This is a genomic window from Streptacidiphilus melanogenes (genome assembly GCF_000787835.1).
Lineage (GTDB): Bacteria > Actinomycetota > Actinomycetes > Streptomycetales > Streptomycetaceae > Streptacidiphilus > Streptacidiphilus melanogenes.
Genome location: NZ_BBPP01000026.1, coordinates 62,769 through 76,065, shown reverse-complemented (window position 1 = coordinate 76,065; position 13,297 = coordinate 62,769). Strand labels below are relative to the sequence as shown.

The window sequence follows — 13,297 nt, the reverse complement described above, 5'->3', positions numbered from 1 at the left end:
AATATCAGTGGTTGCAGCCAATAGTGTCTCCTACGGCGTGGAGTGCTCAGGAATGGGGAAGGGCCGGATGGGCAACTGGGCGGACCGTGGAGGCCGGGCGGTCGCGACGGCGAGACGTGTCGCGATGCAGGCCGCACGGCAGGCGGTGGAGCGGACGGAGCCGATACGCGCGTCCGCGCTGCGTTCGGCCGAGCGGGCGTGGCGGGAGTACGGGCGGCCGTACGGCGCACGGTACGGGCGGCGGTACGCGTATGCGCCGACCCGCTGGGTCGTCGGCGTCGCCGCAGGCAGTGGGCTTGTGCTGGCCGTCGTCAGCATCGCCGCGGCCGGGCCCTGGCAGGGCGGCCAGCGGGTGAGCGAGCGGGCGCTCGCCACCGGGCGTCCCGTCGCCGCGGCCCACCCGGGCGGTCGGCCGAGCGCGCCGAAGCCCGCCGGCCCCGCCTGGCACGACGCCGCGGACGTGCTCGCCCCCGCCGGCGGGTCCGGCACCCTGCCGACCGCCTCCGGCCTCGGCGGCGCGCTCGCCGGGCCGATGGGCGTCCCCGTGCTCGGCCATGTCACCGCCTCCGTGGTGGACGTCAGCGACGGCCGCACCCTCTACAGCTCCGGTGCGGACCAGGCCCAGGAGCCCGCCTCCACGAACAAGATCGCCACGGCGACCGCCGCGCTGAGCCTCCTGGGGCCGGACCACCGCTTCACCACCGAGGTCGTCGGCGACGCGGCCACGGGCCTGACCCTGGTCGGCGGCGGCGACCCGACGCTGACCGCGTCGAGCGGCCACGACAGCCTCACCGCCCTCGCGGCGGCGACGGCGGCCGCCCTGCGGGCCGCCCAGGCGAGCCCGTCCGCCGCCACAGGCACCTCGGCGAAGGCCTCGACGACCGCCTCGCCTTCCGGCGGTGGGCACCAGCGGATCCAGCTGCACTACGACATCTCGCTCTTCTCCGAGCCCGCCCTCCACCCCATCGGGGTCAACGGGAACATCGCGCTGGTCCAGGCCCTCACCGCTGACGAGGGCCGCCTCGATCCGACCAGCACGGAGGACGCCCCCCGCTACTCCGATCCCGCCGCACACGCCGCAGACGTGTTCGCCGCAGCGCTGGCGGCGGACGGCGTCGACGTCGACACCTCCCCGTCCCAGGCGACCGCCCCCGCGAACGCGACGCAGCTCGCGCAGGTCCAGAGCGGGCCGCTGAGCGACATCGTCGAGCGGATGCTGACCAACAGTGACAACGACATCGCCGAGACCCTCGGCCACGCCGTGGCCCTCGCCTCCGGCAAGTCGGCGACCTTCACCAACGCCGGGGCAGCGGTGACGGCGAGGCTCGCCGGGCTCGGCATCCAGCTCGGCTCGACCCACCTGGCCGACTCCAGCGGCCTGAGCCCCGCGGACGGCATTCCGGCGGCGGTGCTGACGCAGCTTCTGGTCCTGGACGCCTCCCCGGCCCACCCCGAGCTGCGCAGCGTCGTCAGCGGCCTCCCGATCGCGGGCTTCACGGGCACCCTCGACAACCGCTACGGCGGCGACGGGAGCGAGGCCGGCCTCGGCATCGTCCGGGCGAAGACGGGCAGCCTGACGTCGGTCAACACGCTCGCGGGTCTGGTGGTGGACCGCAGCGGCCGGCTGCTGGCGTTCGCCTTCATGTCGAAGGGGGACGGCGGTCAGGACGCGGTCCGCGCGGCGCTCGACGTCCTGGCCTCCCGCCTGGCGACCTGCGGCTGCGGCTGACACCCCGGCGACGCCCCGGGCCACGGGTCGGGCGGGACCCGGGCGGTGCGACTCCTCGATCGTGCGACGCTGCTGCCCGAACCGGCCGGGAGAACGTACGGTTGAACGCATGACGAGCGCCAGCGGCAGCAGCAGCAACGGCACGGACATGATCGACTGGGACCTCGCGGTCGCCACGGCGACCCGCCTCGTGCGGCCGGGACCGGAGGTGACGCGGGAGGAGGCACGTGCCGTCGTCGCCGAGCTCCGGACCCACGCCCGCGAGGCGGAGGAGCACGTGCGCGCGTACACGCGCATGGGCGCGCCGGAGAGCAACACCCCCGTGCTCGTCGTGGACCGGCCGGGGTGGATCAAGGCGAACGTGGCCGGGTTCCGGACCGTCATCAGCCCGCTCACGGGCAAGCTCGCCGCCCGGCGGGCGAACCTGCCGGGCGGGGCGGCGATGAGCGCGGTCGGCAGCAAGATGACCGGCGTCGAGCTCGGGCTGGTGCTGTCGTTCCTGTCCACCAAGGTGCTCGGGCAGTACGAGACCTTCGCGCCGGCGGACGTGCCGGCCGACCTCTCCGCCTTCGAGGACGGCAGGCCGGCCACCCCGCCGGGACGGCTGCTGCTGGTCGCGCCGAACATCGTCGCCGTCGAGCGGGAGCTGGACGTGGACCCGCACGACTTCCGGCTGTGGGTCTGCCTGCACGAGGAGACCCACCGGACCCAGTTCACGGCGGTGCCGTGGCTGCGGGACCACATCGAGGGGGAGATCCAGGCGTTCCTCGCCGAGACCGAGATCGACCCGGGCACGCTCTTCGAGCGGCTGCGCGAGGCCCTCACCGAGGGCGGGCAGAAGCCGGAGAACCTGGTCGAGGTCGTCCAGACGCCGACCCAGCGGGAGATCCTCGGCCGGCTGACGGCCGTGATGTCGCTGCTGGAGGGCCACGCCGACGTGGTGATGGACGGGGTGGGGCCGCAGGTCGTGCCGTCCGTCGGCGAGATCCGCGAGAAGTTCCAGCAGCGGCGCGCCAAGGGCGCGAGCCGGATGGACCAGTTGCTGCGGCGTCTGCTCGGCATGGACGCGAAGCTGCGTCAGTACCAGGACGGAGCCGTCTTCGTGAACGCGGTGCTGGACGCCGTCGGGATGGAGGGCTTCAACAAGGTCTGGACGTCCCCGAACACCCTCCCCACGCGGGAGGAGATCCACAACCCGGCCGCCTGGGTGGCCCGGATGCATCGTTGAGGCACCGTCAGCCCGCCCGCGGGGCGGCGGACCGGCGAAACGCCGCCGTCCCGCCGAAACGGTTCGGCATTCACTCGTCCGATCGAACCGGTACTGCGGGACGACGACGCCTCCGCGTGTCGTCGATGACTTCTGCGACGATGAGCAACATCCCCGTCACTCTGGGTGTGAGACGATGCGGCAGTCCACCCGCCCTGAGGAGTGATCGGTCATGGGCCCCCATCCCGCGGTAGCGGCGATACGCCTGGCGGTGCGCCGGGTACTCGCCGAGTTCTCCGACGAGGTTCCCGCCACTTTCGCCCCCGGGAGCCGAGCCCCCGGGAACGAAGCCGCCGTACCCCCGCAGTTCATCCGCTCCGTGGGCGACGTCGACCCGCGGCACGCGAAGTACCGCAGGCCGCGCCCGAAGCCGGCGTCCTCCGCGCCGCTCGTGCTGGTGGCCTGCTCCGGCGGGGCCGACTCGATGGCCCTGGCCGCCGCCACCGTCTTCGAGGCCGCCAAGCTGGGCATCCGCGCCGGCGCGGTGACCGTCGACCACGGGCTCCAGACCGGCTCCACCACCCGCGCCGTGGAGGTCGCCGCGCGCCTGCGCGACCTCGGCCTCGACCCGGTCGACGCGCTCGGCGTGAACGTTCCTGCCGCCCGCGGCCACGGCGGCCCCGAGGCGGCCGCGCGGGACGCCCGCTACGCCGCGCTGGAGGCCGCCGCCGAGCGCCACGGCGCTCGCGCCGTGCTCCTCGGCCACACCCGCGACGACCAGGCCGAGACGGTGCTGCTCGGCCTCGCCCGGGGCAGCGGCACCCGCTCGCTCAGCGGCATGCCCGTCGTCGCCGGCCGCTACCGCCGCCCGTTCCTGGAGCTCGACCGGGCCACCACCCGCGCCGCCTGCCACGTGCTCGACCTGCCGGTCTGGGACGATCCGCACAACACCGACCCGGCCTACACCCGCGCCCGGGTCCGCCACGAGGTGCTGCCGGTGCTGGAGAAGCACCTCGGCGGCGGCGTGGTCGAGGCCCTGGCCCGCACCGCGCGGCTGTTCCGCGACGACGCCGACGCCCTCGACGCGTGGGCGGGCCAGGTGGAGACGGAGGTCACCCGGGCCGACGGTCTCGACTGCGCGCGCCTGGCCGACCTGCCCGCCGCCGTCCGCCGCCGGGTGCTGCGCCGGGCCGCGCTGGCCGCCGGCTCCCCGGGCGGGGAGCTGTTCGCGCGCCATGTCGAGGCCATGGACCAGCTGGTCACCGCCTGGCACGGCCAGGGGCCCGTGCATCTGCCCGGCAACGTCCGGATGGGGCGTCGGGCCGGGCTGCTGGCCTTCCGGCGAGCCTGAGACTTCCGGCGCTCCCGTAAGGTTGAGGAACGCAGGCGCAGGGACGACTCTGCGGAATCCAGCTTCGAGGAAGTAGCGCGGGTGGACGAGAAGGACATGGGCACCGACCTTGCCAAGGTGCTCATCAGCAAGGACGAGATCGACGCCAAGCTGCTCGAGCTCGGCGCGCAGATCGACCGTGACTACGCGGGCAAGGATCTGCTCATCGTGGGCGTGCTCAAGGGCGCGGTCATGGTGATGGCCGACCTGGCCCGGACGCTGCACTCCGATGTCACCATGGACTGGATGGCGGTCTCCTCCTACGGGATGGGCACCAAGTCCTCCGGCGTGGTCCGCATCCTCAAGGACCTGGACACCGACATCTCCGGCCGCGACGTGCTGATCGTCGAGGACATCATCGACTCCGGTCTGACGCTGTCCTGGCTGCTCAGCAACCTGCAGTCGCGCAACCCCGCGTCGCTGGAGGTTTGCACGCTGCTGCGCAAGCCGGACGCGGCCAAGGTGTCGATCGACGTCAGGTACGTCGGCTTCGACATCCCGAACGAGTTCGTCGTCGGCTACGGGCTGGACTACGCGGAGAAGTTCCGCAACCTGCCCTTCGTCGGCACGCTCGCCCCGCACGTCTACGGCGGCTGAGCCCGGGCGGATTGCTCCGGGGCGGTGGGAACAGTGCCCGGTTTCCCTCCGTTGGACCCTGGGAAGAGCCGTTTGACACGGGAACGCAACCGTTCACATGGAGAATGGCTGCGGTACCGTCCAATAATTCGCTGTTCCTATCGGGGACGGTCGAGGACAAACACAGACATAGGACGCACCGCCGGCCGCAGGGCCGAAGGTGCCGCACTTAGTGGCAGGAGGGACGGGGCGGCCAGGGTCGCCCCGCATGGATGGACGTGAAGCGATACTTCCGTGCGCCGGTGATGTGGATCGTGCTGGCTGTCCTCGCCATCGTCGTGCTGATGCAGGTGGTGTCTTCGGCCCAGGGCTACAAGACCGAGGACACCAGCAAGGTCATCAGCGCGATCAACGCGGGTCAGGCCCAGTCGGTCCAGGTCACGACCGGTGACAGCCAGATGATCAAGGTTCAGCTGAAGGACGGCCAGTCCGTCGACGGCACGAACATGATCCAGGCCCCCTACGCCTCCGACCAGTTCGCGGCGACGCTGCAGACCGAACTGCAGCAGGACGTGAGCAGCGGCAAGCTGCCGAGCTACACCGTCAAGGTGGACAAGCAGAACGCCTTCCTCGGCATTCTGATCTCGCTGCTGCCGTTCGTGCTGATCGTCGGCGTGTTCCTGCTGCTGATGAACCAGATGCAGGGCGGCGGCTCGCGCGTCATGCAGTTCGGCAAGTCCAAGGCGAAGCTCATCACCAAGGACACCCCGAAGACGACCTTCGCGGACGTCGCGGGCGCCGACGAGGCCGTCGAGGAGCTCCAGGAGATCAAGGAGTTCCTGCAGGAGCCGGCCAAGTTCCAGGCCGTGGGCGCCAAGATCCCGAAGGGTGTGCTGCTCTACGGCCCGCCCGGAACCGGTAAGACCCTGCTCGCCCGTGCCGTGGCCGGCGAGGCGGGTGTGCCGTTCTACTCGATCTCCGGCTCCGACTTCGTCGAGATGTTCGTGGGTGTCGGCGCCAGCCGTGTCCGCGACCTGTTCGAGCAGGCCAAGGCGAACGCCCCGGCGATCGTCTTCGTCGACGAGATCGACGCGGTCGGCCGCCACCGCGGCGCCGGCCTCGGCGGCGGTCACGACGAGCGCGAGCAGACCCTCAACCAGCTGCTGGTCGAGATGGACGGCTTCGACGTCAAGGGCGGCGTGATCCTGATCGCGGCGACCAACCGTCCCGACATCCTCGACCCGGCGCTGCTGCGCCCGGGCCGCTTCGACCGCCAGATCGCGGTCGACCGCCCGGACCTCACCGGCCGTCTGGAGATCCTCAAGGTCCACCAGAAGGGCAAGCCGGTCGCCCCGGACGTCGACCTGACGGCCGTCGCCCGCCGCACCCCCGGCTTCACCGGCGCCGACCTGAGCAACGTCCTCAACGAGGCCGCGCTGCTCACCGCGCGCAGCGACAAGAAGCTGATCGACAACACCGTCCTGGACGAGGCGATCGACCGCGTCGTGGCGGGTCCGCAGAAGCGCACGCGGATCATGTCCGACAAGGAGAAGAAGATCACCGCGTACCACGAGGGCGGTCACGCCCTGGTCGCGGCGGCCTCGCCGAACAGCGACCCGGTGCACAAGGTCACGATCCTCTCCCGCGGCCGCGCCCTCGGCTACACGATGGTGCTGCCCGACGAGGACAAGTACTCGACCACGCGCAACGAGATGCTCGACCAGCTCGCCTACATGATGGGCGGTCGCGCGGCGGAGGAGCTGGTCTTCCACGACCCGACCACCGGCGCGTCCAACGACATCGAGAAGGCGACCGGCACCGCGCGGGCCATGGTCACGCAGTACGGCATGACCGAGCGCCTGGGCGCGATCAAGTTCGGGACCGACTCCTCCGAGCCCTTCCTGGGCCGTGAGATGGGCCACCAGCGTGACTACTCGGAAGAGGTCGCCGCGCTGGTGGACGAGGAGGTCAAGAAGCTGATCGAGAACGCCCACAACGAGGCGTGGGAGATCCTGGTCGAGAACCGCGACGTGCTGGACAACCTGGTGCTGGAGCTCCTGGACAAGGAGACCCTGAACAAGGAGCAGCTCGCCGAGATCTTCGCCCCGATCGTGAAGCGGCCGCCGCGTCCGGCCTGGACCGGCTCGCCGCGTCGGGCTCCGTCCACCCGCCCGCCGGTGCAGTCGCCGCGCGAGCTGGCGCTGACCAACGGCGTCTCCGACACCGTCGGTCCGCTGGACACGACCACCAACCTGGAGCAGCCGGAGCTGTGACGGTCGTGGTCTGAGACCGGAAATGTTCACGCTGCCCCGAGGCTTTAGCCTTGGGGCAGCGTTCTTTTGTTTCGAACTTCCAGCCGAGGAGCACTACTCATGATCGATCCGGTGACCATCGAGGGTTCGACCGGAGCCGTCCGGGAGTTCGACCAGAAGCGGGCCGAGGACGCGATCCGCGAGCTGCTCATCGCCGTGGGGGAGGACCCGGAGCGCGAGGGCCTGCAGGAGACGCCGGCCCGGGTGGCGCGCGCCTACAAGGAGATATTCGCCGGGCTCTTCCAGAAGCCCGAGGACGTGCTGACGACCGTCTTCGACCTGGGCCACGACGAGTTGGTCCTGGTGAAGGACATCGAGCTGGTCTCCTGCTGCGAGCACCACCTGCTGCCGTTCCACGGCGTCGCGCACGTCGGGTACATCCCCGCCGAAAACGGCAAGATCACCGGCCTGTCCAAGCTGGCCCGCCTGGTCGACGTCTACGCCCGCCGCCCGCAGGTGCAGGAGCGCCTGACGACGCAGATCGCGGACTCGCTGATGCGGATCCTCGAGGCGCGCGGCGTGATCGTGGTCGTCGAGGCCGAGCACATGTGCATGAGCGTCCGCGGCATCCGCAAGCCCGGGGCCAAGACCATGACCTCCGCCGTCCGCGGCCAGCTCCGCGACGGCAAGACCCGCGCCGAGGCGATGAGCCTCATCATCGGGCGCTGATCTGCTGACCGCGGGCGGTCGCCCCGGCCGGTCAGTGCGCCAGCTGCTCGCTGACCCACTCCAGCATCGGCCCCTGCTCCACCGCCCAGGTGCCGAAGTTGTGGCCGCCCGAGGCGAGCAGCATCGGCGTCGCCCGCATCGGGGCGCGGACCTGTGCGAGGAACCGCTTCGTCGCCGGGTAGTCGCGGTCCCTGACCGAGGTGCCGAGCAGTACGCGGATCGGCGGGGGCGGCAGGTGGGTGAGCCGCCAGCCGAAGTCCGCCTCCTGGAGCAGGCGGTCGCGGTCCGGGCCGGGAGGGCCGAAGAGGGCGCCGGTCTGCCGGTTCTCGTAGAGACCGTAGTCGCCGCCCAGGTCCGCGACGACGCCGAAGACGGAGGGGTGGCGCAGGCCGAACGCCAGCGCGCAGGTGCCGCCCTCCGAGTAGCCCTCCACCGCCCAGGCGTCGGGGCCGGGCAACAGCCGGTAGGCGGAGCGCAGCGCCGCCGGGACCTCCTCGGTGAAGTACGTCTCCACCCGCGGGCCGCCGACGGAGTCGACGCAGTTGGTGTCGCGGGGCAGCGCCACGTTCTGGGAGATCAGCACCAGCACCGTCGGCTGCATCCGGCCGGACGCGATCAGGCCGGAGGCCTGCCGGGGCGGGTTCAGGCGGTCCAGCGTGGTCTGGATCGTGCCGGGGAAGCCGGTCATCATCAGCACCACAGGGAACCGGGTGTGCGCGTAGGCCGGCTGGAAGTACTGCGGCGGCAGGTACACGTACGCCTGCTGCGCCAGGCCCGTGCGCGGCCCGAGCAGCCGGACGGTGGAGACCTGGCCGACGGCGGTCGGCCGTCCCGAGAGGAACGCGGGGGCCGCGCCGTCCGGGCGGACCAGGCGGGAGCCGTGGCCCGTGGGCAGCGCGTCGCCGTCGGGCCCGGTGGAGGCCCCGAAGGTGACCTGCTGGTCCACGCCGAGCAGGTCGCCCCAGGTCGGGTAGAAGTCGCCGTAGCCGTTGATCAGCAGGGCCGCGACCAGGACGAGGCCGAGCTGCGCGGTGAGCAGCGCGCCCAGCCGGGCCAGCACGAAGAGCCGGCCGGAGCGGGCCAGACGCGGCCACCGCCACACCGTTGCCACCGTGACCAGCACGGTGATCCCGAGAACCGTCCAGAGCAGCGCGCCACTGGTCAGCTCCATCCGCCTGTTCCCCGTTCCGCCGGTCGACCTTCCCGGTGCTCAACGACGAAGGGGAGCGAAGAGGATCGGGTCAGGCGCCTACGGAGGTGGGGACGGCGAGCTTGTTGGCCACCCACGGGAGCGCCAGCGGCGTCTCCTGGTTCCAGGTGTTGAAGTTGTGGCCGCCGCTGGTGAGGTAGAGCGAGGAGATCCGGTACGGCGGCTTGGCCGTGACCGCCTTGATGAAGGCCTCGGTGGCCTTGTAGTCGGTCTCGGTCTTGCTGCTGGTGACCAGCAGGGAGACCGGCACGGCCGGCAGGTGCTGCACCCGCCACATCAGGTCGGCCTGGTTCCGCAGGGCCTGGCTGCCGCCGAACAGGTCGCCGGTGGTGGAGTCCTCCGCGGCCTTGTAGTAGCCGGAGAGCGAGGCCGCCGCAGCGAAGGAGCCGGGCTCGCGCATGGCCAGCGAGAGGGCGCAGTAGCCGCCGGTGGAGTCACCGATCACGCCCCACGCCTTGCCGTCGGTGGAGACGTTGTAGCTGGTGGCGAGGGCGTGCGGCAGGTCCTTGGCGAAGAAGGTCTGCGCCTGCGGGCCGCCGGGTATGTCCTGGCACTCGTTGTCGCGCGGCATCGCGACCGAGGGGCGCAGCAGCACCATGACGGTGGGCGGCATCTTCTTCTGGTAGATCGCCTGCGCGGCTATCGTCGGGTACTTCATCCGGGAGATCAGGTTCTCCGGGGTGCCCGGGTATCCGGTGAAGACGACCACGACCGGGAACTTCTTGTTCTTGTAGGCCGGGTCCTTGTAGGCGGCCGGGAGGTAGACGTAGCCGTCCTCGGAAAGGCCCGTCGAGCCGCCGTGGACGACGACCTGCTCCACCGTGCCGCCCTTGGCGCCGGCCGCCGTGCCGCCCAGCTGCAGCGCCACCGGCTTGCTGCCCTGCACGGAGACGCTGCCCAGGCCCTTGCCGTCGGAGGCGGGCCTGCTGTGGTCGACGATGGTCGGGCTGGAACCCTGGTCGGTGCCGAAGAGGTCGCCGAAGGAGCTGTAGAAGCCGCCCCAGTTGTTGGCGACCAGGGCCAGCGCCATCAGACTCAGCAGCTGACTCAGCAGCAGCGTGCCGACCCGCCCCAGGACGGCCTTCCAGTTCCGGCCGCCCAGCCGGGGCCAGAGGTAGACCGTTCCCACGAAGCTGACAAGAGCCAGCAGTGCGACGAGCAGCTCCAGTTTCTTGCTGGTGAGTCCCATTCCCCGTGCCTACGCCTTCGTGCTGCGACCCGCGCCGGGATGCCGGGGCGGACGGGCGCGAGGGTGGTGGCCCGGCCCGACGTACCAGCATGCCTGAGCGTTCCCTGGGAAGCCGCATGGAAAGTCGTATGTGTGACCCATTCATTACATGTCATCACCTGGGACATGCTCACGTGGGACGAAGTCCTTACCTGTGCGTCTACGCTGTCCTCCCATGAGTGAACCCGTGGCCACCGAGCGACCGACCCGCAAGGGCCTGCCGATCCCCAAGGTCTCCCGCCCATGGGTGCCCAGGGCTGTGGGCTACGCCACAGCCCTGATCGGTCTCTTCGACATCGTGGCCGGCGTCGCCCCGCACATCCGCGAGAGCCGGATGCACAAGCTGGCGACGCTGCTGCCGGGCACGGTGACCACGGTCGCGACCGCGCTCTCGCTCGTCATCGGCATCGTGCTGATCATGCTGGCGCACGCGCTGCGTCGCCGTAAGCTGCGCGCCTTCCGGGCCGTCGCGGTGCTGCTGCCGGTCGGTTTCGTGATGGAGCTGCTGCGCTGGCACCACACCGGCACCGCGGTGATCACGCTCGTGGTCTGGGTTGTCCTGCTGCTCAACCACCGTGAGTTCTACGCGCTTTCGGACCCGCGCACGCGCTGGCGCGCGGCGGTCAACTTCGTGGTGATGCTGGTGCTGAGCTTCGGCCTCGGCATGATCATCGTGAGTGCCCACGCCAGGACCACCGTCGGCGACCCCTCGCTGCGCGAGCGGTTCTGGGAGGTCTTCTGGGGCCTGGTCGGCGTCGGCGGCCCGATCCACTACACCGGCAGCCGCACCGGCGACCTGGTCTACTACTCGCTCGCCGGCCTCGGTTTCTTCACCGCCGTCAGCACCATCTGGCTGGCGCTGCGCCCGTCCAAGCCCTTCGCCGAGCTGGACGCCTCCGAGGAGCAGCACGTCCGCGAGCTGCTGGGCAAGCACGGCGCCCGCGACTCGCTGGGCTACTTCGCGCTGCGCCGCGACAAGAGCGTGCTCTTCTCGCCGACCGGCAAGGCGGCCATCGCCTACCGCGTCGTCTCCGGTGTCATGCTCGCCTCCGGCGACCCGATCGGCGACGTCGAGGCCTGGCCCGGCGCGATCAAGGTCTTCATGGAGGAGGCCCACAAGCACGCCTGGGTTCCCGCGGTCATGGGCTGCAGCGAGCAGGGCGGTGAGGTCTGGACCCGCGAGGCGGGCCTGGACGCGCTGGAGATCGGCGACGAGGCGATCGTCGAGGTCGAGGAGTTCACCCTGGAGGGCCGCGCGATGCGCAACGTCCGCCAGATGGTCAAGCGCATCGAGCGCGCCGGCTACGAGTGCCGGGTCCGCCGGGTCGAGGCCCTGGACGCGCAGGAGCGCGACGCGATCCGCCACGCCGCGGACGCCTGGCGCGGCACCGAGACCGAGCGCGGCTTCTCCATGGCGCTCGGCCGCTTCGGCGACATCCGCGACGAGGGCTGCGTCGTGGTCACCGCGCACAAGGCCATCGAGGGTGCGCCCGAGGGGAGTTCGGACATCCGGGCGGTGCTGCACTTCGTGCCGTGGGGCAAGGACGGCATCTCGCTCGACCTGATGCGCCGCGACCGCGACGCCGACCCCGGCCTCAACGAGCTGCTGATCGTCAAGGCGCTGCAGGCCTGCCCCGAACTGGGCGTCACGCGCGTCTCGCTGAACTTCGCGATGTTCCGCAGCGCGCTGGCGCGCGGCGAGCGCATCGGTGCGGGCCCGGTGCTGCGTGCCTGGCGCGGGCTGCTGGTCTTCCTCTCGCGGTGGTTCCAGATCGAGTCGCTGTACAAGTTCAACGCGAAGTTCCGCCCGATCTGGGAGCCGCGCTTCCTGGTCTACCCGGGCCCCGGCGACCTGCCGCGCATCGGCCTCGCCTCGCTCCAGGCGGAGGCGTTCCTCGTGATGGAGCTGCCGAAGTCGCTTCGCCGTTTCCAGAAGGAGCGCCGGGAGCCGAACGCCGCCATCACGGTCCCCGCGCCCCGCTGACACCCGCCTCCGCCGGGAGGGGCGCGGGCCGGGCGCGGTCGGGCGGGATAATCAAGCCATGGAGACTCCGCACCGACACCTTCCCGGGCTGGCCGATTGGGGCCGCTGCGGGGTCATGGGCGTCGTCAACGTCACACCCGACTCCTTCTCGGACGGCGGGCTCTGGCTCGACCCGGACAAGGCGGTCGCGCACGGCGTCGAACTGACGCGGCATGGCGCCGACCTGGTCGACGTCGGCGGGGAGTCCACCCGGCCCGGGGCCAAGCGGGTCACCGAGGAGGAGGAGCTGCGCCGGGTGATCCCCGTCGTGACGGGGCTCGCCGCCGCCGGGGTGACCGTCAGCGTGGACACCATGCGCGCCGCCGTCGCCGAGGCGGCCGTCGCCGCCGGGGCGAAGGTGATCAACGACGTGAGCGGCGGGCGTGCCGACGCGAACATGGTCAAGGTCGCGGCAGAGACCGGGGTCCCCTTCGTGGTGATGCACTGGCGCGGCCAGTCGACGGAGATGGACGCGCTGGCCCGCTACGAGGACGTGGTCCGCGAGGTCGTGGCCGAGGTCGAGGCGCAGACCGAGGCCGTGGTGGCCGCCGGAGTCCGGCCGGAGCAGCTGATCGTCGACCCGGGGCTGGGCTTCGCCAAGACCCGCGAGGACGACTGGGCGCTGCTGGCCCGCCTGGACGCCTGGAGCCGGCTCGGGCACCCGCTGCTCGTCGCCGCCTCGCGCAAGCGCTTCCTCGGCACGCTGCTGGCCGACGCCGCCACGGGGGAACCCCGCCCGGCCAGGGAGCGGGACGCGGCGACCGCCGCCGTCTCCGCGCTCGCGGCCGCGGCCGGGGCCTGGGCGGTGCGCGTGCACGAGGTCGCCGCCAGCGCCGACGCCGTCCGCGTCGAGGCGGCGCTGCGCTCCGCCCGGGCGGAGCGGTGACCGGCGTCCCGCGCGGCAGCAAGGCGGAGGCCGACGCCGTCCGGGAGGCCAACGACGCCCTCTACGC

10 protein-coding genes are annotated in these 13,297 nt (G+C 71.6%); 8 read left to right on the top strand and 2 right to left on the bottom strand.

Features of this window, described 5'->3' with window-relative positions; translation table 11 throughout:
• Positions 1-124: 124 nt before the first annotated feature.
• From dacB to folE, 6 genes are all read left to right on the top strand, one after another.
• Positions 125-1,729 (top strand): D-alanyl-D-alanine carboxypeptidase/D-alanyl-D-alanine endopeptidase, encoded by a 1,605-nt coding sequence (gene dacB, locus TR49_RS25025; protein ID WP_160311635.1) that lies wholly within the window; start codon positions 125-127, stop codon positions 1,727-1,729.
• A gap of 109 nt (positions 1,730-1,838) precedes the next feature.
• A complete protein-coding gene (locus TR49_RS25020; RefSeq protein ID WP_042385531.1) occupies positions 1,839-2,957 on the top strand; it encodes a zinc-dependent metalloprotease in 1,119 nt (372 codons plus the stop codon).
• Between the two features lie 211 nt (positions 2,958-3,168).
• The gene (gene tilS, locus TR49_RS25015; RefSeq protein ID WP_042385529.1) at positions 3,169-4,287 is read left to right on the top strand and encodes a tRNA lysidine(34) synthetase TilS; all 1,119 of its coding nucleotides are present in this window, start codon (positions 3,169-3,171) and stop codon (positions 4,285-4,287) included.
• An 81-nt stretch (positions 4,288-4,368) separates the two neighbouring features.
• The gene (gene hpt / locus TR49_RS25010; protein WP_042385527.1) at positions 4,369-4,923 is read left to right on the top strand and encodes a hypoxanthine phosphoribosyltransferase; all 555 of its coding nucleotides are present in this window, start codon (positions 4,369-4,371) and stop codon (positions 4,921-4,923) included.
• Between the two features lie 251 nt (positions 4,924-5,174).
• The gene (gene ftsH, locus TR49_RS25005; protein WP_042385524.1) at positions 5,175-7,175 is read left to right on the top strand and encodes an ATP-dependent zinc metalloprotease FtsH; all 2,001 of its coding nucleotides are present in this window, start codon (positions 5,175-5,177) and stop codon (positions 7,173-7,175) included.
• A 99-nt stretch (positions 7,176-7,274) separates the two neighbouring features.
• A complete protein-coding gene (gene folE / locus TR49_RS25000) occupies positions 7,275-7,883 on the top strand; it encodes a GTP cyclohydrolase I FolE (protein WP_042385520.1) in 609 nt (202 codons plus the stop codon).
• Positions 7,884-7,914: 31 nt separating this feature from the next.
• Here the strand turns inward: folE and TR49_RS24995 are convergent, their stop codons facing one another.
• Together TR49_RS24995 and TR49_RS24990 are read right to left on the bottom strand one after the other, a co-directional pair.
• Entirely contained in the window at positions 7,915-9,054 is a 1,140-nt protein-coding gene (locus TR49_RS24995) for an alpha/beta hydrolase (RefSeq protein WP_042385518.1), read from the bottom strand.
• Positions 9,055-9,124: 70 nt separating this feature from the next.
• Positions 9,125-10,282, bottom strand: a complete 1,158-nt coding sequence (locus TR49_RS24990; protein WP_042385517.1) for an alpha/beta hydrolase — start codon at positions 10,280-10,282, stop codon at positions 9,125-9,127.
• A gap of 214 nt (positions 10,283-10,496) precedes the next feature.
• Between TR49_RS24990 and TR49_RS24985 the strand changes: the two genes are divergently transcribed.
• Entirely contained in the window at positions 10,497-12,305 is a 1,809-nt protein-coding gene (locus TR49_RS24985) for a phosphatidylglycerol lysyltransferase domain-containing protein (protein ID WP_042385515.1), read from the top strand.
• Between the two features lie 58 nt (positions 12,306-12,363).
• Positions 12,364-13,230 carry a dihydropteroate synthase gene (folP, locus tag TR49_RS24980; protein WP_236653516.1) on the top strand — a complete coding sequence of 289 codons (867 nt, stop codon included), beginning with the start codon at positions 12,364-12,366 and terminating at the stop codon, positions 13,228-13,230.
• Positions 13,231-13,297: the final 67 nt, after the last annotated feature.